This window comes from Nocardia violaceofusca NBRC 14427 (assembly GCF_963869435.1).
Taxonomy (GTDB): Bacteria; Actinomycetota; Actinomycetes; order Mycobacteriales; family Mycobacteriaceae; genus Nocardia; species Nocardia aobensis.
The window spans coordinates 388,284-410,243 of record NZ_CAWMPM010000001.1; the positions used below are offsets into that span (position 1 = coordinate 388,284).

Consider the following 21,960-nt stretch of genomic DNA (forward strand, 5'->3'; position numbering starts at 1 on the left):
GACAACTCCAAACGGTCGTGGTGGACGTCGACGGCGGCAGCCGTCACCAGTCGTGATGCCAAAAGCGTTGGGCCGAACCATGATCTGAGGTCCGGGAGCCGATGATACCTACCCGCGTGCCGGTTGCGCAGCGGAAGCCGGGCATCGGGCGCAGGTCCGATGCCCGGCTTCCGGGCCAGTGATGTGGTAGTGGCTCTGTTGTTTCGTGGCCGGTCGTCGCAGACTGGCCGATATGACAACTCTGCTGATCATCGCGGTTGTAGCGGCGGTGGCGGCCGCCCTGTTCGACACCGTGGCGCCCCGCGGTGACCGTGCGGAGTTCCGGTGCGCCCTACGGCACGCCAGGCATTCGCTGACCGATTGGGGCGCCGCCCGCGAATGACCTAGTCGTCGCCGCCCGAACCGCGCCCGGGCAGGAACTCCTGTGCCTTGGTCTTCATGCCCTGAGTGACCAGATGCCAGGCGTTCGGGTCGCCGCGCAGCACGGCCTCCGCGGTCGCCTTCATCTGATCCCAGGTGGCGTGCGGTGGTATCGGCGGAACCTCGGGATCGCAGCGCACGTCCAGCAGGGTCGGGCGATCCGCGGTCAGCGCCCGTTCCCAGGCCCCGGCCAACTGCTCCGGATCGTCGACCTCGATCGCCGCGAGGCCGAAGCAGCGCGCGGCGTCCGCGTACGAAATGTCCGGAAGTGACTGCGAATCCTCGAATTTGGGCGAACCGCCCATGGACCGCAGCTCCCAGGTCACCTGGTTGAGGTCGTTGTTGTGGAAGACGCACACCACCAGTCGCTTATCGCTCCACTGTTCGGTGTAGCGGGCGATGGTGATCAATTCGGCCAGTCCGTTCATCTGCATCGCGCCGTCGCCGACGAGCGCGATCACCGGGCGATCCGGATGGGCGAACTTCGCGCCGATCGCATACGGCACACCGGGCCCCATGGTGGCCAGTGTGCCCGACAGCGAGCCGCGCATGCTGCCGTGGAATTTCAGGCAGCGCGCGTACCAGTTGGTGGAGGAGCCGGAGTCGGCGGTGACGATGGCGTTGTCCGGAATCTGCTGCGACAGTTCCCAGACCACCCGCATGGGGTTGACCGGTTCGGCGGTAAGCAACGCCTGCCGCTCCACGGTCTCCCACCAGCGCGCCACATTCGACTCGATCGTCTCCCGCCAGGACCGGTCGCTCACCGGCTTCAGCAGCGGAATGATCTCGGCCAGTGTGGCTTTCGCGTCACCGACGAGGTTCACCTCGGTCGGATACCGCATGCCGATCATGGTGCCGTCGATATCGATCTGCACGGCACGGGCCTGATCCAGCGGCGGCAGGAATTGGCTGTAGGGGAAGTTCGAACCGACGATGACCAGAGTGTCGCAATCGCGCATCAGCTCGTAGCTGGGGCGGGTGCCCAGCAACCCGATCGGGCCCGTCACGAACGGCAGATCGTCGGGCAGCACATCCTTGCCGAGCAGCGCCTTGGCGACGCCGGCGCCGGTGATCTCGGCGAGTTCGGTCACCTCGCGCGCGGCCGAGCGGGCGCCCTGGCCGACCAGGATCGCGACCTTGGAACCGGCTCCGATCACCTCCGCGGCGCGCTCGATCTCCGCGCGCGCCGGAACGACCACCGAATGCATCTCGGCGGGCGGGCTCGACGGCACCTGCTTGAATTCGTGCTGTGGCGGCTCGTAGGTCTCCTCCTGCAGATCCGCCGGAATGATCACCGCGGTGGGTGCGCGCCGGGTCCAGGCCGTGCGGAAGGCCCGGTCGAGGGCGTTGGGCAGCTGTTCGGCGACGTTGACCTCGACGAGATATTCGGAGGCCACGTCCTTGTACAGGCTCTGCAGGTCGATCTCCTGCTGATAGCTGCCGCCCATCGCGCTGCGCGCGGTCTGGCCGATGATCGCCACCACCGGAACGTGGTCGAGTTTGGCGTCGTAGAGGCCGTTGAGCAGATGGATCGCGCCCGGACCGGAGGTGGCCATGCACACACCGACGTGCCCGCTGAATTTCGCGTAGCCGGTGGCCGAGAACGCCGCCATCTCCTCGTGCCGGGCCTGGACGAACGTCGGCCGGTCGTCGGTGCGGCCGAAAGCGGCCACGAGACCGTTGATTCCGTCTCCGGGATAGGCGAATACCTCTTTCACGCCCCACTCGTTGAGCCGGGCCACGACGTAGTCGGCAACCTGTTGCGCCATATCTGTCCTGTCCTCTCCGTGTCGAGCCCGCGGGGATGTGCAGCGTGCCCCCTGGTCGCCGGGCGGGTACCCGCGGTTGCCGTGCTCAACCGCGGCCGGCGGGGCCGATGGCTGGGTCAGTGCCGGGCCATCCGGGCGACCGAACCGGCCACCGATTCGACACAGCGCGACATCCACGCCTGCGGACTGTGCCGGTGGGCTCGGCCGTCGAAGTCACCGTGTGCGCCGAAGTCGTGGCCGTGTTCGTCGTCGACGGGGCGCCACAGGTTGTCCGGCCGCTCGGATTCGTCGGCGTCGGTCTGCTGTGAGTCGTAGCCGGTGCGTGCCAGATAGCGATCCAGCACCGCTGGCGCGAGCCGCTGCGCGACGACGGTGCCGACCGTGCTCGCGCCGACCCAGTACTGCTTGCGCTCGGGATGCTCGGCGGCGAAGGCGATGGTGTCGGCCACCACCTCGGGCTGGTAGATCGGCGGCACCGGCTGCGGCTTCTTCGGCAAACGTGAACGCACCCAGGAGAATTGGGGTGTGTTGACCGCCGGTGCCTGCACGATCGTCACGTGCACGCCACTGCGCTCGTGCATCAACTCCACCCGCACCGCCTCGAGAAATCCGTTGACCGCGTGTTTGGCGCCGCAATAGGCCGATTGCAGCGGAATCGCGCGTTCGCCGAGCGCCGACCCGACCTGGACGATGGTGCCGCGATCGCGTGGGCGCATCCGGGCCAGCGCCACCATCACCCCGTGCACCGACCCGAGATAGGTCACCTCCGTGACGCGGCGGAACTCCTCCGGCTCGATCTCGGTGAAGGGCGCGAAGACCGAGGTGAACGCCGAATTCACCCAGACGTCGATCGGACCCCACTGCTGCTCGACGCGGTCGGCGGCCGCCTCGACGGCGTCGTGGTCGGCGACGTCGGTCGGAATCGGCAGTGCCGCACCACCGGCCTGCTCGACGTCCTTCGCGGCGGCGTCGAGTCCGGCGCGCCCACGGGCCAGCAGCGCCACGCGCGCCCCGTCGGCGGCGAAGCGCCGTGCGGTGGCGCGCCCGATTCCGGCGCTGGCTCCGGTGACCACCACTACCGGTGACTGTGCGCTCACTCGGTCTCCTCTCCTCGCGCGGTTGTCCGGCGCCCGAGGGCATATCGCGCGGGCGTCGCATCTGACGCGTACCCGGGACGGGCGGCGTTATGCGGCAGGGGATCGCCCGGCATCGTGTCCGGTTCGGTGGGTGTGACCTGCGGTCGGCCGGGTATTCGCGCGGTGTCCGGCCGCCCGCTGGCGAGGTGCGGCCGCACGACAATCCGGCCGACCACGACAGGGGTGCACGAATGACGATTTCGGATCGCACGGCCCGCCCGCACCGCGGCTCGAATCGAGACCGATGGCCGCTGCAGGCGCTCGAGACCGCACTGAAGGAGGCGGTCGACGGGGAGGTCCGTTTCGATTCGGGAACTCGCGCCACCTATTCCACCGACGCCTCGAACTATCGCGCGCTGCCGCTGGGCGTGGTCGTTCCGCGCACACCGGAAGCCGCCGCGGTGGCGGTCGGCATCTGCCGCGACCACGACGTCCCGTTGCTCTCGCGCGGTGGCGGCACCAGCCTCGCCGGTCAGAGTTGCAATACGGCGGTCGTCATCGACTGGACCAAATACTGCCACCGGCTGCTCGCCGTGGACGCCGAAACCCGCACGGCCGTGGTCGAACCCGGTATCGCGCTCGACCCGCTCAATCAGCAGCTGAAGTCGTCCGGGCTGATGGTCGGGCCCAAGCCCTCGACCCACGTCAGCTGCACGATCGGCGGGATGATCGGCAACAACTCGTGCGGTGCCACCGCACAGGCCTACGGCAAGATGGTCGATTCGGTGCGCCGGCTCGAGATCCTCACCTACGACGGGTTGCGCGCCTGGGTGGGTGCCGAGGATCCGATCCCGGGCACGAATCCGGAGGCCGACGAGCTGGTCCGGCGCCTGCGGGAGACCCGGGACCGCTACGCCGACGACATCCGCGCGGCCTATCCCGACATTCCGCGCCGCGTCTCCGGCTACAACCTCGACGCGCTGCTGCCGGAGCGGGGATTCGATATCGCGAAGTTCCTCGTCGGCAGCGAGAGCACCCTGGTGACCGTTCTGCGCGCGGAGATCGAGCTGGTGCGGGTGCCGGCCGCGAAGGCGATGGCCGTCCTCGGCTTCCCCGACGTCTATCACGCCGCCGACGCGGTCTCCCGGATCCTGCCGCACGATCCGGCCGCGCTCGAGGGCCTGGACCATCGTCTGGTTCAACTGGAGCACAGCCGGCACCTCGCGGCGAAGGCCATCTCACAGCTGCCCGACGGGAAGGCCTGGCTGATGGTGCAATTCGACGGCGACGACCAGAAGGAGGCCGACGCGCGGGCGAAGAAGATGATCGCCGACCTCGAGCGCGCCACCGAGGCGAGTTCCACCATCCTCGACGATCCCGACCGCGAGGCCGAGGTGTGGGCCGCCCGCGAGGCCGGACTGGGCGCCACCGCCTATCCGCCCGACGGCCCGGAAACGCACGAGGGCTGGGAGGACGCCGCGGTCCCGCCCGAGCGGCTCGGCGACTACCTGCGCGACTTCGACGCGCTGCTCGACGAATTCGGCTACGAATCCAGTTCGCTCTACGGGCATTTCGGTCACGGCTGTGTGCACACCCGCGTTCCGTTCGACCTGCGCACCGCCGACGGAATCGCGCACTACCGGTGCTTCGTCGAACGTGCCGCGCGTCTGGTGAGCAGCTACGGCGGGTCGCTGTCCGGGGAGCACGGCGACGGCCAGTCGCGCGCGGAACTGTTGCCGATCATGTTCGGCGACAAGGTGGTTCGCGCTTTCGGTGAGGTGAAGGCGCTGTTCGACCCGCGCAATCGGATGAATCCGGGCAAGGTCGTCGAGCCGCACCGGCTGGATTCGGATCTGCGTCAGGGCAGCGCCTACCGGCCGTGGGAACCGGTGACGCACTTCGCCTTTCCCGACGACGACCACCGGTTCAGCGAGGCGGCCGGACGCTGTGTGGGCGTCGGCAAATGCCGCGGCGAGAGCAGCGGGGTGATGTGTCCCAGCTACCGCGCCACGCGCGAGGAGGAGCATTCCACTCGCGGCCGGGCCCGGCTGTTGTTCGAAATGCTGCAGGGTGAGGCGATCACCGACGGCTGGCGGTCCACCGAAGTCCGCGACGCGCTCGATCTGTGCCTGGCCTGCAAGGGATGTCGCAGCGACTGCCCGGTCGATGTCGACATGGCCACCTACAAGGCCGAATTCCTGTCCCACCACTACGAACACCGGGTCCGGCCGATGGCCCACTATTCGATGGGCTGGATTCCGCTGTGGGCCCGGCTGGGCACCTCGGTGGCTCCGCTCGCCAACGCGGTGACTCACACCCCGGGCCTGCGGCGCCTGGTCTCGGCGGCGGGCGGCATCGCGCTGCAACGGGAGATGCCGCGCTTCGCCCGCACCCGGTTCACCCGGGCATTCCGCGACCACATGAGCTCCACTACGGGGGAGCGCGGCACGGTGCTGCTGTGGCCCGACACGTTCACCAACAACTTCGAACCGGGCATCGCCGAAGCCGCGGTGACGGTGCTGGAGGCCGCGGGCTTCTCCGTGATCGTGCCCGAGCGCACGGTCTGCTGCGGCCTGACCTGGATTTCGACCGGGCAGCTGCCCACCGCCAAACGGGTGCTGCGCCGCACGCTGCGGGTACTGGCGCCACAGTTGCGCGACAGCACACCGGTCGTCGTCCTCGAGCCCAGCTGCGCGGCCGTGTTCCGGGCCGATCTGCCCGAACTGCTCTACGGCGACCAGGATGCCGAGCGGTTGTCGAAACAGACCTACACACTGGCCGAACTGCTGGCCGAACGAGCGCCGGACTGGACCCCGCCGCACGTCGACACCGCGGCGATGGTGCAGCCGCACTGCCACCATCACGCGATCATGCACTACGACACCGATCGGGAACTGCTGTCCTCGACCGGCGCCGACGTCGAGGTCCTCGATGCCGGATGTTGCGGTCTGGCAGGCAATTTCGGCTTCGAACGCGGCCACTACGACGTCTCGGTGGCCTGCGCGGAGGACAAGTTGATGCCGGCCGTGCGCGGGCGCGATCCGGGGACCGTGGTGCTCGCCGACGGGTTCAGCTGCCGCACCCAGATCAGACAGCTGCAACCGGACGCCGATCCCCGCCACGCCGTCGAACTGCTGGCCGAGGCGCTGGCGGCGAAGGACCGGAAGTGACGGCGACCATCGACGAGGCTGTCCGGGTGGGGGTCTACCGCTTCCCGACGCCGGAGCCGGAAGCCGACGGCACCTTGCGGTGGGAGGCGACCACCGCGGTGACCGTGGAAATCGACGCGGGCGGGCGGACCGGACTGGGGTGGACCTACAGCGGCGGCGCCACCGCCGCGATCGTGCGCGAGGTCCTCGCGCCGGTCCTGGCCGGGCGTTCGCCGTTCGATATCGGCGACTGCCGGATCCGGATGCAGCGCGCCTGCCGCAATCTGGGCACCGCCGCGGTCGTCGCCCATGCGCTCAGCGCCGTCGATATCGCCCTGTGGGATCTGAAGGCGCGCCTGCTCGATGTTCCGCTGAGCCGGCTGTTCGGTGCCGTGCGACCGGCGACCCCGGTCTACGGTTCGGGGGGTTTCACCACTCTCACCGACGACGAACTGGGCGAGCAGATCGACGGCTGGCTGGCGGCGGGATGCCGATGGGTCAAGATCAAGATCGGCGAGGACCGCGGCGAGCGGACCGATCGGGATCTCGAGCGGGTGTCCTTCGCGAACGGGCTGCTCGGCGACCGTGCCCGCCTGATGGTCGACGCGAACGGCGCCTACTCCACCGCCCTGGCCCGCCGGGTCGGCACGGAACTGGACCGGCACGGTGTGATCTGGTTCGAAGAGCCCGTCACCAGTGACGATCCCCCCAGTCTGGCGATGCTGCGCGCGGCGCTGCGCTGCGATGTGACCGCCGGCGAATACGTCTACCGCCCTTACGACGCGGCCGCGCTGATCGGCTCGGTGGACTGTCTGCAACTGGACGTGACCCGCTGCGGCGGCTACAGCGGCTTCCTGGAATGCGCGGCGCTCGCCGCCGCGCACGGCCTCGACATCTCCGCGCACTGCGCGCCCGCGCTGCACGCGCCGATCGTGTCCTCGTTCGCCCACCTGCGCCACGTGGAATGGTTCATCGACCACAGCCGCCTGGAACCACTGCTGGTCGACGGTGTGCCCGGCGTCCGCGACGGGGCGCTCGCGACCGGCCGGGGCTCCGGGCACGGAATGCGGCTCGCCGACTCGGCCGGAAAATATTCGGTCGAGAGTGCCGCTCACCGGTGAGATGGTGCGCGCGGGCGGCCGAATACCGGCGCGGCTGCTGGGTAACCGCCGGACATGGCAGCCATCGGATATTTTCTCGCCAGCGAACAATTCGGGCCGAAGGAACTCGTCGAGCAGGCCCAGCGCGCGGAGCAGGCCGGTTTTGAGCGGCTGTGGATTTCCGATCACTTTCATCCCTGGAACGACGCCCAGGGGCACAGCCCGTTCGTCTGGGGCACGATCGGCGCGTTGTCCCAGGCCACGTCGCTGCCGATCACCACGGCCGTGACCTGCCCGACGGTGCGCATCCACCCCGCGATCATCGCCCAGGCCGCGGCCACCGCCGCCGTGCAACTCGACGGCCGCTTCGTGCTCGGCGTCGGCAGCGGTGAGGCGCTCAACGAGCACATCTTCGGCGATCCGTGGCCCCCGCCGGGGGAGCGGCTGCAGATGCTGGCCGAAGCCGTTGACGTGATCCGCCGCCTGCATCGCGGTGATCTGGTGACCTACCGCGGCGAGCACTACGAGGTGCAGGAGGCGCGGATCTACACCCTGCCGGAACGGCCGGTGCCGATCTATGTGTCCGGATTCGGCCCGCAGGCAACGGAATTGGCGGCGCGCATCGGCGACGGCTACTGCACGAGCATGCCCGACGCGGAGCTGGTCGGCCTGTTCCGCGACAGCGGCGGAGGCGCCAAACCGGTGCAGATGGGCACCAAGGTGAGCTGGGCGGCCGACGAGGAGTCCGGGGTCGACGCCGCGCATCGGCTGTGGGCCAACGAACTGCTGCCGGGCCAGCTGGGCCAGACCCTGCCGCGCCCCGCCGATTTCGAGGACGCGATGTCGTTGCTCGATCGCGAGGCGTCACGGCGGCACTTCGCCGCCGGGCCGGACCCGCAGCGCCATATCGATCAGCTGCGCACGTGTGTGGAAGCCGGCGCGGACGAGGTCTACGTCGGCCAGATCGGACCGGATCTGGAGGGCTTCTTCACCGCATACGAGAAGGAAGTACTGCCGGCCCTGCGCTGAGCGGTACCCGATCACCATAGGTATCCACGAGAGGCGATCGTGCCCGGGGAACTGGTCGACGCCGCAGTCGTGGACTACCTGCGGTCCGGAGTGGAGAACGGGATGAATGTGCCCGATCCCGCCGATCCGACGTTGCGCACCCTGCGGGTGGTGGCCGAGTGACCGTCGAGAGCCGGTAAAATGGGTGGTTCTGGTGTGTCCGAGGGATGCACAATCGAACCGTTCGCCCCCTTACCGTGCTAGGAGACTGTTGTGATCACCGCGACCGACCTGGAGGTCCGGGCCGGAATCCGCACCCTGCTCACCGCGCCGGGTTCGGCGCTGCGGGTGCAGGCCGGTGATCGGATCGGTCTCGTCGGCCGCAACGGCGCGGGCAAGACCACCACGCTGCGCATCCTGGCCGGTGAAGGAGAACCCTACGCCGGCAAGGTGATTCGTTCGGGCGAAATCGGCTATCTGCCGCAGGATCCGCGTGAGGGAAATCTCGACGTGCTGGCCCGCGACCGGGTGCTCTCGGCGCGCGGGCTCGACAAGCTGATCCGCGATATGGAGAAGCAGCAGGCCCTGATGGCCGAGGTCGTCGACGACGCCGAACGCGAGAAGGCGGTGCGCAAGTACGGCCGGCTCGAGGAGCGATTCTCGGCGCTGGGCGGCTACGTCGCCGAGAGCGAGGCCGCCCGCATCTGCCACAGCCTCGGTCTGCCGGATCGGGTGCTGGGCCAGGCGCTGCGCACCCTGTCGGGCGGTCAGCGCCGCCGCATCGAGCTGGCGCGGATCCTGTTCTCCGCCTCCGACGGCTCCGGCGGCAAATCCGACACCACGCTGCTGCTCGACGAGCCCACCAACCACCTCGACGCGGACTCCATCACCTGGCTGCGCGGCTTTCTGCAGAACCACGACGGCGGCCTGATCGTCATTTCCCACGATGTCGACCTGCTCGCCGACGTGGTGAACAGGGTGTGGTTCCTCGACGCCGTGCGCGGTGAGGCCGACATCTACAACATGGGCTGGAAGAAGTATCTCGACGCCCGCGCCACCGACGAACAGCGCCGGGTCCGCGAGCGGGCCAACGCGGAGAAGAAGGCCTCCGCGCTCAAGCAGCAGGCCGCCAAACTCGGCGCGAAAGCGACGAAAGCCGCTGCGGCACACCAGATGGTCAAGCGCGCCGAGCGCATGCTCTCCGAGCTCGACGACGTGCGCGTGGCCGACAAGGTGGCCCGCATCAAGTTCCCCGAACCCGCTCCCTGCGGCAAGACGCCGCTGATGGCCACCAACCTCACCAAGCTCTACGGATCGCTGGAAATCTTCACCGGCGTGAACCTGGCCATCGACAAGGGCAGCCGGGTCGTGATCCTCGGCCTCAACGGCGCGGGTAAGACGACCATGCTGCGTCTGCTCGCGGGCGTCGAGCCGCTGACCGCCGGACAGATCGATCCGGGACGCGGGCTGCGCATCGGGTATTTCGCCCAGGAGCACGACACCCTCGACGACAACGCCACCGTCTGGGAGAACATCCGCCACGCGGCTCCCGACGCGGGGGAGCAGGATCTGCGCGGGTTGCTGGGTGCGTTCATGTTCACCGGCCCGCAGCTCGATCAGCCGGCCGGCACCCTGTCCGGCGGCGAGAAGACCCGGCTGGCGCTGGCCGGCCTGGTCTCCTCGGCGGCCAACGTGCTGCTGCTCGACGAGCCCACCAACAACCTCGATCCGGTCTCGCGCGAACAGGTTCTCGACGCGTTGCGCAGCTATGCGGGCGCGGTCGTTCTGGTCACCCACGACCCGGGTGCGGCCGAGGCGTTGAATCCGGAACGGGTGATCATGCTGCCCGACGGCACCGAGGATCACTGGTCGCAGGACTACCTGGAACTGATTCAGCTGGCCTGAGCGTGGCGAATGCTTCCTGCGACGCGCCGAGACACGCCGAAAGATCCTCGCAATCGGTGAGTTTCATCACAGTGAGGCGTTGATCACTGCGAGTCGAGTGTCTAGCCTGGAATGAGGCTGCACGGCGACCGGAGGAAGCCATGAGTGACAGGCCCGCACAGGGGAAGTCGATGTTGGGTAAGGGCACGCGCGTCACGGGCAAGTCGCGCGACCGGCTGCAAACCCAGCTGAAGAAGCAATACGAGGCGGGCGCCAGCATTCGTTCGCTGGCGCGGGAGACCGGCCGCTCGTACGGATTCATTCACAACGTGCTCGTGGAGTCGCATGTGCAACTCCGCAGCCGGGGTGGTGCCAACCGGCGCAAAGCGGTCAGCAAGCCCTGACCCGCCCACTCGCCCGACCGGCTTCCGCGGCCGTCGGCGTCTCGTGCCGCTCTACGCTCGGGTTCACGCGCGGTGGGCGTTGCGTTCGGCCCACCAGTTCGGCGCGTCGACGAAGTGGTTGTCGTACTTGTCCTGGGTAGCGGCGAGTTCGGCGAGGGTGGCCTCCCCGGAGGCCACCCGCTCGAGCAGCCGGAAGTAGCCGAAGCGCTGCACGGCGGGGGTCAGTGCGATCAGGATCCGCGCCGGTGAACCGGGTGCGGCGCCGAAGGCGTGCGGCATGAACCGCGGCACCGTGATCGCGCCGCCCGCGGCGACGGTCGTGATCTCCTCGCCCGCGAGCACCTGCAATTCGCCCTCGGCGACGTAGAACAGCTCGTCGGACAGCGTGTGGTAGTGCGGAGTCGCGCCGTCGGCGCCGGGCGCCATCGTGACCTCGAGCGTGCTGACGCTGCCGCCGGTGCGGTCGGAATCCAGCAGCAGGCGCATGGTCACCGCGTCGGTCTTGCGCACCTCGGCCTCGGCGGGCTGGACGACGGCGGCGGGAATGCGGGGTTCGGTGGTCATCGGATCTCCCAAGTAGTTCGCTATCGGATAGTTCGCTACCGAACTATATCCCGTCGAATAGTATGTGTCCATGGCTGGACGACAGACCGATGCGGTGGATGCGATCGTGGCGCAGTGGGAGCGGGAACGGCCCGACCTGGATCTCACGGCGATGGCGGTGCTCGGCCGCCTCGGCCGCTTGTACGTCCTCGCCGAACGCGAGATCGACGCGGTGTTCACCGCGCACGGGCTGCAGCGCGGCGAGTTCGATGTGCTTGCGGCACTGCGTCGTTCGGGTGAACCGTTCGAACTGACCCCGTCGGTCCTGGCCGACACGTTGATGTTGTCGCGCGCCGGAATGACCGGCCGCCTGGACCGCCTGGAATCGGCCGGACTGGTGCGTCGCATCGCCGATCGCGCCGACCGCCGCGCGGTCCGGGTCGCCCTGACCGAGGCCGGCCGCGCCCGCGTCGACGAGGTCGTCACGGCACACACCGACAACGAGACGCGCCTGCTGTCCGGATTGTCGGCGCGCGACCGCGGCGAACTGGACCGGATCGCGCGCATCCTGCTGGCCGACCTCGACCGGTCGTGATACCGGTCAGCCCGACACCATCGCCTCACCGAGGACGAGGAACTGGGCGAGACTGGCGAAGATCGGCAGCCCGGTCTTGATCTCCAGATAGGCGAACTGCCCCTGCGGGTTCACCTCCAGAAAGTAGTACTCGCCGTCGAGCCCGAGCCTGATGTCGAGCACGCCGAACACCAGTCCGAGCGCGCCCATCAGCGTGGTCAGCGACTTGCTCACCGAGGCGGGCAGTCGCTCGCGGGTGAAGGCCACCGAGGTGTCGAGGCGCGAATCCACCCATCCCGCACCGGATTGCGAGTCGATCCGCACCGCCCACTCGACGCCGTCGATCCACACCACCCGCAGATCGCACTCGGCTTCGACATAGTCCTGGAAGGTGGTCGGCGCCGAGCGGATGGTGTCGAATCGGCCGAGATCCTCGCGGCTCACGATGCGCGTTTCGGAGAATTCCGCGCGGCCGGTACCCGTCCGTTTGTAGATCACCGACCCGCCGCGGGAATCGACGAAACTGCGGGCCTCGTCGGGATCGTTGGTGATCAACGTTTCCGGGATGGCGAAACCGCTGCGCCGGGCGGTGTCGAGCTGCACGATTTTGCGGGTGGCGGTGCGGTCGGCGCCGGGATCGTTGACCCAGACCGCCGGTATCGACCACAGCAGACCCTGCAGGAACCCGTCGCATTCGGCCTGCCGGAAATCGTCGTCGCCGTCGAGGAAACCGCCGGGCACCCGGCACGGCCGGGGGCGGCGCCACCAGACGGCGGTCACATCGTCGAGACCGGCGATATGCGACATCGACCGAGCGGCGCCGGCGCGGTCGAGCCGGAAACTACCGCATTCGCGCGGAAAATCGCGCATATCCAGACGAATCGGACTGAGCCCGTACATATTCCGCAGCATCGAGCCCATCGCGTCGGCGTGCAGATCGTCGCTCTCGGCGACGATCAGCACGGCACCCGGCGACCGGGCACTCATCGAAACGGCCCCTCAGTCCAGGCTGTCGCAGGCGGTGCCGTCGTCGCTGCCCCCGCCGCTGCGAGTCTGGCTGTAGCTCACCGTCGCGCCGGCGGCCCCCGGGGTGGGTGCGACGTCGAGCTTGCGCGCCCACTGGTCGGTCAGGCGGGCCAGCAGCTCGTCGCCGACGGCTGGGCTGGGCCGGGGTGGCAGTGTCAGCGGGCGTTCGGTGAGCTGAATGCGCCGCCGCTGCGTGAAATCGGCTGTGGCGCCGGGCCGTATCCAGACGAGGACCGCGCGTTCCGCGGTGCCGGAATCCGGCGATTCGTCGCGCAGCTGGAGGATGTCGTCGCGATCGAGGGTCCAGATGCCCTCGGCGACCCGGACGCTGATGGTGTCGCGAGATTCGGCGACCAGGCGGCCGGCCAGCGGTGGCGCCGGGTGGCGGGGTTTCGGGCGCGGCCGGGTGTGTCCGGGTACCTGGCGGCCGGCATCGTTCATGGGCTGGACTCCGATCTGCTCGCGATTTGCCCCGGAAGTCGAGCGTGAACTGGATCATAGCCCGCCGCGGTGCCCGGCCGGTTCGCAACGAAAGAATTCCGGTGCAAACCCGGTGCCGGGGTCCGGGCGTGGAAAGCGCTATCGCCGAAAGCGATTCGGTTGAGCTGTCAACGCCTCACAGACCGAGCACATCGGGGGATTCGGCGAGTTCCAGGAACCGCTGACTCGGGTTCGACACGAGTTTGCGCGCGTCGAGATCCATCAGCCCCAGCACGACGGTGAACTCCGCGGAGACGGTGCCGTCGAGCTTGCGGATCTGCTGGTCCATCCAGAACGCCTTGCCCTCGCCCCAGCGGCATGCGCAGGTCACGGTGATCTCGTCGCCCAGATGCAGTTCCCGCCGATACTTGACGGTCGATTCCAGGACCACCGGACCGAGTCCGGACAGCCGCATCTTGTCCGGGACCAGACCGGCCGCGCGCAGCACCTCCCAGCGGGCGTGCTCGGCGTACTGGTGGTACACGGCCTGATTGAGATGGCCGTTGACGTCGAGTTCGTATCTGCGGACGGTCACGGGCACAGAAAAGGTCATACCGGGGCGAACCGCCACCCTGTTCCGGGTATTTCCGGATCGGGCGTGGGATCGGTCACCGCATCGCGGCGGCTACATCAGTCGCCGCATCAGATACGTGTACTCGAGCGCGCTGGTGCGGGCCTGTTCCTCCCGGTCGGCGCCGGCGCCGTGGCCGCCCTCGCCCGCCTCGTAGAACAGATACGGATCGCCGAATTCGGCCAGCCGCGCGGCGAACTTGCGGGCGTGCTGCGGACCCACCCGGTCGTCCTTGGTCGTGGTCCAGACGAACGGTTCCGGATAGTGCGCACCGCGCCGCAATTGCCCGTACGGCGAGATGGATTCGAGAAACGCCCGCTGAGCGGGATCGTCGACGCTGCCGTACTCGTCCACCCAGGAGGCGCCCGCGGCGATCTTCTCGTAGCGCATCATGTCCAGCAGTGGCACCTGGATGTCGACCGCGTTCCACATCTGCGGATGCTGGACGAATTCGACCCCCATGAGCAGCCCGCCGTTGGAGCCGCCCTGGATGCCGAGCCGCCGCGAGGTGGTCACGCCCCGCGCCACCAGATCCTTGCCGACCGCGGCGAAATCGTCGAACGCCCGCTGTCGCCGGGTGGTGCGCGCGGCCTCGTGCCAGCCGGGACCGAATTCGCCGCCACCGCGGATGTTCGCCAGGACGAAGACGCCGCCGTGCTCGAGCCAGAGCCGGCCGAGCGTCGCCTGATACGCGGGAGTCTGCGATATCCCGAAGCCACCGTAGGCGTTCATCAGGGTGGGGTTCGAGCCGTCGAACGCCATATCGGCGGCATGCACCACGAAATACGGCACCGGGGTGCCGTCGGCCGAGGTCGCCTTCTGCTGTTCGACCACATAGCGGGACGAATCGAACTGCGGCGGTGTGCTTTTCACCTGCCGGGCCGTGCCGGCGGAGGTGTCCACGCTCCACAGTGTGGTCGGAACGAGGAACGAGGTCACCGAGAGATAGGCGTGCTCGCCCGTCGGATCGGCGGTGACGGTGTCGACGGTCGCGTTGTCCGGCAACGGCACCGGCGTCCCCGACCAGGTGCCGTCCGGGCGTGGTGTGTAGACGGTGGCGCGACCACGCACGTCCTTCAGCGACGTGACCACGGCGTGGTCGCGCGTGGTCTGCACACCGCTCAGACTCTCCGACGGACCCGGGAGGTAGACCGGTGTCACCTGCGGACGGTCCGGATCGATGGTCAGACGATCGGCGTCCACCGATACCAGGGCACCTGCCGGATAGGTCGTCGCGCCGAGAACCCAGTCCTGCTGCAGCGACACCAGCAGGTGGTTGCCGACCATACCGGCGAAGTCCGATTTCGCCGGGAGCGCGGTGCGAACCGGGCCGGACGCGGTGAGCAGCTCGACGTCGTGTTCGAAGAAGGTCCGGCCGCGCACGACGAGTTCGAGCCGCCGCCCAGCGCCGTTGTCCAGCACGACCGGCGCGGTCGACAGCTGATCGGTCCGGTCGCCCCGCGTGAGTTCGGTTGCCGCGTCGAGAGGTTGGCCGCGGCGCCACTGCCGGACGACGTACGGGTAGCCGGAGACCGTCATCTCACCCGGCTGCCATTCCCGCGCGATCAGCACCGTGTTCTCGTCGCTGAACGTGAGGTCCACCTTGCCGCGCGGCACCGCGAACCCGTCCGGCACGAACTGCCTCGTGCTGCGGTCGAATTCGCGAACCGAGACGGCGTCCTCGCCGCCGTCGGACAGACTGATCAGGCACCGGCGACGGGTGACCGGGTCGCAGTCGGCGCCGCGCCAGACCCAGTTCCTGCCCTCGGCTCGCGACAACTCGTCGAGGTCGAGCAGGGTGGTCCAGTTCGGTTGCGGCGCTTCGTAATCGGCGGTTGTCGTTTCGCGCCAGATGCCGCGTTTGTGGTCACCGTCCTGCCAGAAATTCTCGACCGTGCCGTTCTCGAAGCGCGGCATCGGGATCCGATCGGACGTCTTCGCCAGCGCCGTCGCCTGCGCGAGATTGTCGGCGTAGCGCGAATCGTGTTCGAGCACATCGAGGGTCCGCCGATTCTGGTCGCCGACCCACGCCTGCACGCGCGGGCTGTCGAGGTCCTCGAGCCAGAGATAGGGCTCCTGCGGTGCGCCGGCACCGCCGCACGCCGCGACCAGCACAGCGATCGACAGCACGACCACCGCATGGAGTGGGGCGCACCCGGTCCCGCCGATATGTCCGTCTCGTCGTCCCCGCCCCATGATCATCAGCACATGGTACGACGAACCCGGCACGAGGCACGGGCGGAAATCGCGGCGGTTCAGTCGCGGCGGCGGACCGACGCCTCCACGAGATCGAGTACGGCCGTGAGGTTTTCGTTGACGTGGCCGGAGGCGATGCGGGCGATGAGCCCGTCGAGCACGAGATCGAGATAGCCGAGCAGCACATCGGTGGGCACGTCGTCGCGCAGCGCGCCCGCCGCCTTGCGGCGTTCCAGCCGGGCCAGGGTGGCCGCGGTGAGTTCGGCCGAACGCTGGGTCCAGCCGGCGGCGAATTCGGGGTCGGTGCGCAGACGCCGGGCGATCTCGAGGCGGGTGCCCAGCCAGTTGTACTGCGCGGGATTGTCGAGCATCTCCCGCATGACCTGCACGATGCCCTCGTTGGCCGCGACCTCGGCCATCCGTCCGGCATCCTCCTGGGCGAGGGCCAGGAACAGGGCGTCCTTGTCCCGGAAATGATGGAAGATCGCGCCGCGGGACAGGCCGATCGCCTCTTCCAGACGGCGGACGGTCGCACCCTCGTACCCGAATTCGGCGAAACACCGCCGCGCCCCGTCCAGAATCTGGCTGCGCCGGGCGGCGAGGTGATCGTCACTGACCTTGGGCATGGGCTCCTCCAGCGGGGAATGCACGGACCCCCGCGCCGGGACGATCCGGCGCGGGGGTTCTCACAGTACGAGCATGGACGCGTAGATCCTGCGGCGGCGCAACGCTGTTCGTACCGGCCCGGCGATCCGAACGGTCGCCGGGCGCGGCACGACGCCGCACCGCGTGGTGCGGGATATCAGCCGCGAATCATGTTGCGCAGCACGAACTGCAGGATGCCGCCGTTGCGGTAGTAGTCGGCTTCACCGGGGGTGTCGATGCGCACGACCGCGTCGAAGGTGACCTTCTCGCCGTTCTCCTTGGTCGCGGTGACCTTCAGGGTCTTCGGCGTGGCGCCCTCGTTGAGCTTGGTGATGCCCTCGATGTCGAACACCTCGGTACCGTCCAGGCCCAGCGACGCGGCCGACTCACCCGCCGGGAACTGCAGCGGGATCACGCCCATGCCGATCAGGTTGGAGCGGTGGATGCGCTCGAACGACTCGGTGATGACGGCCTTGACGCCCAGCAGACGGGTGCCCTTGGCCGCCCAGTCGCGCGAGGAACCCGAGCCGTACTCCTTACCGCCCAGCACGACCAGCGGGATGCCGGCCTTCTGGTAGTTCTGCGAGGCGTCGTAGATGAACGCCTGCGGGCCACCGTCCTGGGTGAAGTCGCGGGTGTAGCCACCCGAGACGTCGTCGAGCAGCTGGTTGCGCAGCCGGATGTTGGCGAACGTGCCGCGGATCATCACCTCGTGGTTGCCGCGCCGCGAGCCCAGGGAGTTGTAGTCCTTGCGCTCGACGCCGTGCGAGTCGAGGTACTGCGCGGCCGGGGTGCCCGGCTTGATCGGACCGGCCGGGGAGATGTGGTCGGTGGTGACCGAATCACCCAGCAGGGCCAGCACGCGGGCGCCCTTGATGTCCTCGACCGGGGCCGGCTCGAGTTCCATCCCGTCGAAGTACGGCGCCTTGCGGACGTAGGTGGAGTTCTCGTCCCAGGCGAAGGTGTCACCGGACGGGGTGTCGAGGTTGCGCCAGCGCTCGTCGCCCTTGAAGACGTCGGCGTACGACTTGCGGAACATGTCCTGGCTGATCGCCGACTTGATGGTGTCGTCGATCTCCTGGGCCGAGGGCCAGATGTCGCGCAGGAACACGTCGTTGCCGTCCGTGTCCTGACCCAGCGCGTCGGACTCGAAGTCGAAGTCCATCGTGCCGGCCAGCGCGTAGGCGATGACCAGCGGCGGGGAGGCCAGGTAGTTCATCTTCACATCGGGGGAGATGCGACCCTCGAAGTTGCGGTTGCCCGACAGCACGGCGGTGACCGACAGGTCGTTGTCGTTGACGGCCTTGGAGATCTCCTCCGGCAGCGGGCCGGTGTTGCCGATGCAGGTGGTGCAGCCGTAACCGCCCAGGTAGAAGCCCAGCTTCTCCAGGTACGGCCACAGGCCGGCCTTCTCGTAGTAGTCGGAGACGACCTGCGAACCCGGGGCCATGTTGGTCTTGACCCACGGCTTGCTGGACAGGCCCTTCTCGACCGCGTTGCGGGCCAGCAGCGCCGCACCGATCATGACCGACGGGTTGGAGGTGTTGGTGCAGGAGGTGATACCCGCGACCACGACCGCGCCGTGATCCAGGACGAACTCACCGCGGTCCTCGGACACCACCTTGACCGGCTTGGACGGCCGGCCTTGCGCACCGTTGGCCGCCGAATGGGCGGGGGCGTAGCTCTCGTTGGCGGCGCCGGCCGAGACCGAGACCGGATCCGAGGCGGGGAAGGTCTCCTCGACGCCCTCGTCGAGTCCGTTGTAGTCACCGCTGACGTAGTCGGTGATGTCGGAGCGGAACGCCGCCTTCGACTCGCTGAGCAGGATGCGGTCCTGCGGACGCTTCGGGCCGGCGATCGAGGGCACCACGGTGCTCAGGTCGAGCTCGAGGTACTCCGAGTAGGCGGGCTCGTGCGCGGCGTCGTGCCACATGCCCTGTTCCTTGGCGTAGGCCTCGACCAGGGCCAGCTGCTCATCGGAGCGACCGGTCAGACGCAGGTAGTTGATGGTCTCCCCGTCGATCGGGAAGATCGCTGCGGTGGAACCGAATTCGGGGCTCATGTTGCCCAGGGTGGCGCGGTTGGCCAGCGGCACCTCGGCCACACCGGCGCCGTAGAACTCGACGAACTTGCCGACCACACCGTGCTTGCGCAGCATGTCGGTGACGGTGAGCACGACGTCGGTGGCGGTGACGCCCGGCTGGATCTCACCGGTGAGCTTGAAGCCGACCACGCGCGGGATGAGCATGGAGACCGGCTGGCCCAGCATCGCGGCCTCGGCCTCGATACCGCCGACGCCCCAGCCCAGCACGCCCAGGCCGTTGACCATGGTGGTGTGCGAGTCGGTGCCGACGCAGGTGTCCGGATAGGCCTGGCCGTTGCGGGTCATGACGGTCGGGGCCAGGTACTCGATGTTGACCTGATGCACGATGCCGGTGCCCGGGGGGACGACCTTGAAGTCGTCGAACGCGCCCTGGCCCCAGCGCAGGAACTGGTAACGCTCGCCGTTGCGCTGGTATTCGAGGTCGACGTTGCGCTCGAGGGCGTCGGCGCGGCCGAAGACGTCGAGGATCACCGAGTGGTCGATGACCATGTCGGCGGGGGAGAGCGGGTTGACCTTGTTCGGGTCGCCGCCCAGGGCGGTGACGGCCTCACGCATGGTGGCCAGGTCGACCACACAGGGCACGCCGGTGAAGTCCTGCATGATCACGCGGGCGGGGGTGAACTGGATCTCGATACTCGGCTCCGCCGACGGATCCCAGTTGGCGATGGCGCGGATGTGGTCGGCGGTGATGTTGGCGCCGTCCTCGGTGCGGAGCAGGTTCTCCGCCAGGACCTTCAGGGCGTAGGGCAGCTTCTCGGTGCCGGGCACGGCCGAGAGGCGGAAGATCTCGTAGGAGTTGCTTCCGACCTCGAGGGTGCCCTTGGCGCCGAATGTATCGATACTTGTCATACGTTCAGCTCCACTCGTCGGTGTTCCGATCGGGGCGCGTGCGGGCCCCGTGGGGTGGCCACCGGCGGGGCTGCGCCGGCGGCTGTCGTCGAGGACGCGTTTCGGGCTGCGCGCCTCGTACTTCCGAACTCTAACAGTACGCTTGTCCTATGAAGCATGCGGGGCACGTACGGCGCGGCGTGCCGCCATCCATGATGCCCCCGTCGCGTACTGTGCTCGAAGGCCCCGCCGGAGTTGTCCCCTCCGGTGTGGCGGCCAGGTGTGTGTTGATCACGTGAATGTGTTGGACGCCCGTCGCTGGAGTCGGCGGCTCGACAAGACCGGATGGAAGATGACCGTCTCGTATGCCTCGGTTTTCACCCCCATGGCCGCGGAGCTACCGCCGGATACCGACGTCGACGCCATCGTGCTGGATCTGGCCGACAACCACGTAGCCGCGCCCGAATCCAAGAATCAGGACAAGCTCGCCGAGATCGCGGATCAGGCCCGCGCGCACGGCATCGAGTTGAACATCGTGGTCGTGAAGGGGAATCCGGGCCGCGATTCGGATCTGCGCGACCTGGCGACCACCCTCGGCAAGAGTGAACACGGCACGGTCGTGGTGTTCAGCGACGACTGGATCGGCACCTACAGCGATTCGATCAACCGCGCGCGGCTGGAGTGGGCCGAGGACAAGGCCAAGTATCAGGGCGGGCACACCGCGACGGCCGCGCAGATCTTCGTCGACCGGCTGGAGACGCCGGAAAAGGTGTCCTGGACCGCGATCACCGGAGTTGTGCTGGCCGGCACCGTCCTGACCATCGGGGGCCTGTACTACATCAAGTCCCGGCGGGCGTCGCGGGCGCGGGCGGCGGTAGCCGCCGATGCCCCGCCGAACCCGCCGGTGCCCTCTCGCTAACCGTCTCCGGCGGCCGTCCTCGGCGTGTCGCGAGGCGCCCCGCAACGGTCGCCGGAAGCTAGCCACCACCTCGCCGCGATGCCCGATTCGAGGGATAAGTCGCGATTCGCGGGACGAAACTGAACGACCGGTTTGGTTCGCCCCCGGAACCCCTATTTACGGTTAGCGAATTTTTAGCAAACCGGAAATTACTCCCCTGTGATTTGTCGTCCGATGTTTCCTCTGTGAAGGAAGTGTCGTACGGTTTCGAGGTGACACTCTTGGGGAAGAAGTGTCACATGGGCCTCCAGCGTCCCTCGAGGGCAGATGGACCGTTGGTGCTCGTGCGGCGACGCCTCGATCGGTCGCCCAGCGCAGTCCTGGCGAATCTGGTGCTCGCCGGGAGCCGCAGCGGGATCAGGGAGGTGTGATGCGAATATCGGCGAGGCGGTCGGGGGGTGCCGCGAAGGTCGCTGTGGGGTTGCTCTTATGTGGGATCGCGCTGACGGTGACAGCTCCGCTGGTGGCCGCGGTGCCGCCGCCACCTCCGAATCCGAGCGACGGCGATATCGCCGCGGCGGGCGCGCAGGTCGATGCGGGGGTGAATCAGGTCAGCGGTCTGATCAATCAGGTCGCCACCGCCGACCAGCAGCTGGCCCAGCTCGATACCGAGGTCGCCGGCAAGCGGGAAGCCGTGAACAAGGCGCTGGTCGATCTGCAGAACGCCCGTGACGCCGCCGACGCGGCCGCGGCGACCGTCGCCGCCACCCAGCGCGATCTGCAGTCCGCCGGCACTCAGTTGAACCAGGCACAGGGCAAATTCGACGAATTCGCCGTCGACGCCTACACCCATCCGGGTTCGACGTCGATGGTGAACTACCTGGCCGGCTCCGATCCGGCCTCCGCGCTCGACCGCGCCGATCTGCTCGGCATGGCGTCGAAGAACCAGCAGGCCGCCATCGACGGCCTGCGCCGCGCGCAGGTCGAACAGGCCAACAAGGATTCCGCCGCACGCCAGGCCAAGAAGGCCGCCGACACGGCCGCGGACGAGGCCGATCAGAAACGGCAGCAGGCGCAGGCCGCGGTCGCCGCCGCCAAGGCCGCTCTCGACGAACAGGCGCAGAAGCGCGATGCGCTGATGGCCCAGCGCGATTCGGCCCAGCAGCAACTCGACCAGGCCCGGGCCACCGTGACCGGACTGCAGGGCCAGCGCGACGCCTACCTGGCCTGGGATCGCCGGCGCCGGGCCGAAGTCGCCGCCGCTCAAGCCGCGGCGACCGCCGCC

Annotated in this window: 19 protein-coding genes; 10 read left to right on the forward strand and 9 right to left on the reverse strand. The window is 68.5% G+C overall.

Translation table 11 applies throughout. From position 1 onward, the window contains the following. Positions 1 to 232: 232 nt before the first annotated feature. Positions 233 to 382 carry a hypothetical protein gene (locus tag AC5592_RS01935; RefSeq protein ID WP_157121512.1) on the forward strand — a complete coding sequence of 50 codons (150 nt, stop codon included), beginning with the start codon at positions 233 to 235 and terminating at the stop codon, positions 380 to 382. 1 nt (position 383) lies between these two features. Here the strand turns inward: AC5592_RS01935 and AC5592_RS01940 are convergent, their stop codons facing one another. Together AC5592_RS01940 and AC5592_RS01945 are read right to left on the reverse strand one after the other, a co-directional pair. Next, the gene (locus AC5592_RS01940) at positions 384 to 2,189 is read right to left on the reverse strand and encodes a thiamine pyrophosphate-requiring protein (protein ID WP_063063163.1); all 1,806 of its coding nucleotides are present in this window, start codon (positions 2,187 to 2,189) and stop codon (positions 384 to 386) included. 116 nt (positions 2,190 to 2,305) lie between these two features. Then, on the reverse strand, positions 2,306 to 3,286 hold the full coding sequence (locus AC5592_RS01945; protein WP_232329147.1) for an SDR family oxidoreductase: 981 nt from the start codon (positions 3,284 to 3,286) through the stop codon (positions 2,306 to 2,308). A gap of 230 nt (positions 3,287 to 3,516) precedes the next feature. Between AC5592_RS01945 and AC5592_RS01950 the strand changes: the two genes are divergently transcribed. The 6 genes from AC5592_RS01950 (at position 3,517) to AC5592_RS01975 (ending at position 10,810) form a co-directional block, all read left to right on the forward strand. Next, complete coding sequence (locus AC5592_RS01950) at positions 3,517 to 6,435, forward strand: FAD-binding and (Fe-S)-binding domain-containing protein (RefSeq protein ID WP_084506269.1); 2,919 nt, start codon at positions 3,517 to 3,519, stop codon at positions 6,433 to 6,435. After that, complete coding sequence (locus AC5592_RS01955) at positions 6,432 to 7,535, forward strand: enolase C-terminal domain-like protein (protein ID WP_063063165.1); 1,104 nt, start codon at positions 6,432 to 6,434, stop codon at positions 7,533 to 7,535. Before AC5592_RS01950 ends, AC5592_RS01955 begins: the two co-directional genes overlap by 4 nt. Positions 7,536 to 7,589: 54 nt before the next feature. Continuing rightward, positions 7,590 to 8,543 (forward strand): TIGR03557 family F420-dependent LLM class oxidoreductase, encoded by a 954-nt coding sequence (locus tag AC5592_RS01960; protein WP_036502361.1) that lies wholly within the window; start codon positions 7,590 to 7,592, stop codon positions 8,541 to 8,543. 39 nt (positions 8,544 to 8,582) lie between these two features. After that, positions 8,583 to 8,705 (forward strand): hypothetical protein, encoded by a 123-nt coding sequence (locus AC5592_RS01965; protein WP_269750138.1) that lies wholly within the window; start codon positions 8,583 to 8,585, stop codon positions 8,703 to 8,705. Between the two features lie 90 nt (positions 8,706 to 8,795). Continuing rightward, positions 8,796 to 10,427, forward strand: coding sequence for an ABC-F family ATP-binding cassette domain-containing protein (locus AC5592_RS01970; RefSeq protein ID WP_036502358.1), 1,632 nt, complete (start codon positions 8,796 to 8,798; stop codon positions 10,425 to 10,427). 140 nt (positions 10,428 to 10,567) lie between these two features. Beyond that, a complete protein-coding gene (locus tag AC5592_RS01975) occupies positions 10,568 to 10,810 on the forward strand; it encodes a helix-turn-helix domain-containing protein (protein ID WP_051024681.1) in 243 nt (80 codons plus the stop codon). A gap of 63 nt (positions 10,811 to 10,873) precedes the next feature. Here the strand turns inward: AC5592_RS01975 and AC5592_RS01980 are convergent, their stop codons facing one another. After that, positions 10,874 to 11,287: a cupin domain-containing protein gene (locus tag AC5592_RS01980; RefSeq protein ID WP_371507063.1), complete on the reverse strand. Its 414-nt coding sequence runs from the start codon at positions 11,285 to 11,287 to the stop codon at positions 10,874 to 10,876. Between the two features lie 157 nt (positions 11,288 to 11,444). Between AC5592_RS01980 and AC5592_RS01985 the strand changes: the two genes are divergently transcribed. Next, positions 11,445 to 11,948 carry a MarR family winged helix-turn-helix transcriptional regulator gene (locus AC5592_RS01985; protein WP_174372308.1) on the forward strand — a complete coding sequence of 168 codons (504 nt, stop codon included), beginning with the start codon at positions 11,445 to 11,447 and terminating at the stop codon, positions 11,946 to 11,948. 6 nt (positions 11,949 to 11,954) lie between these two features. Here the strand turns inward: AC5592_RS01985 and AC5592_RS01990 are convergent, their stop codons facing one another. The 6 genes from AC5592_RS01990 to acnA all read right to left on the reverse strand — a co-directional run bounded on the left by AC5592_RS01990 (position 11,955) and on the right by acnA (position 19,798). Further along, complete coding sequence (locus tag AC5592_RS01990) at positions 11,955 to 12,914, reverse strand: MvdC/MvdD family ATP grasp protein (RefSeq protein ID WP_036502349.1); 960 nt, start codon at positions 12,912 to 12,914, stop codon at positions 11,955 to 11,957. Positions 12,915 to 12,926: 12 nt separating this feature from the next. Further along, positions 12,927 to 13,394 carry a hypothetical protein gene (locus AC5592_RS01995; RefSeq protein WP_063063166.1) on the reverse strand — a complete coding sequence of 156 codons (468 nt, stop codon included), beginning with the start codon at positions 13,392 to 13,394 and terminating at the stop codon, positions 12,927 to 12,929. A 175-nt stretch (positions 13,395 to 13,569) separates the two neighbouring features. Further along, complete coding sequence (locus AC5592_RS02000) at positions 13,570 to 13,968, reverse strand: acyl-CoA thioesterase (RefSeq protein WP_232329148.1); 399 nt, start codon at positions 13,966 to 13,968, stop codon at positions 13,570 to 13,572. A gap of 90 nt (positions 13,969 to 14,058) precedes the next feature. Continuing rightward, complete coding sequence (locus tag AC5592_RS02005) at positions 14,059 to 16,206, reverse strand: prolyl oligopeptidase family serine peptidase (protein WP_232329149.1); 2,148 nt, start codon at positions 16,204 to 16,206, stop codon at positions 14,059 to 14,061. 53 nt (positions 16,207 to 16,259) lie between these two features. Beyond that, positions 16,260 to 16,826 carry a TetR/AcrR family transcriptional regulator gene (locus tag AC5592_RS02010; protein ID WP_036502387.1) on the reverse strand — a complete coding sequence of 189 codons (567 nt, stop codon included), beginning with the start codon at positions 16,824 to 16,826 and terminating at the stop codon, positions 16,260 to 16,262. Between the two features lie 176 nt (positions 16,827 to 17,002). Continuing rightward, the gene (acnA, locus tag AC5592_RS02015) at positions 17,003 to 19,798 is read right to left on the reverse strand and encodes an aconitate hydratase AcnA (protein WP_036502346.1); all 2,796 of its coding nucleotides are present in this window, start codon (positions 19,796 to 19,798) and stop codon (positions 17,003 to 17,005) included. Between the two features lie 274 nt (positions 19,799 to 20,072). Between acnA and AC5592_RS02020 the strand changes: the two genes are divergently transcribed. Together AC5592_RS02020 and AC5592_RS02025 are read left to right on the forward strand one after the other, a co-directional pair. Continuing rightward, positions 20,073 to 20,696 (forward strand): Rv1476 family membrane protein, encoded by a 624-nt coding sequence (locus AC5592_RS02020; RefSeq protein WP_232329150.1) that lies wholly within the window; start codon positions 20,073 to 20,075, stop codon positions 20,694 to 20,696. A gap of 487 nt (positions 20,697 to 21,183) precedes the next feature. Continuing rightward, a partial coding sequence (locus AC5592_RS02025) for a coiled-coil domain-containing protein (RefSeq protein ID WP_371507060.1) occupies positions 21,184 to 21,960 on the forward strand: 777 nt, incomplete at its 3' end.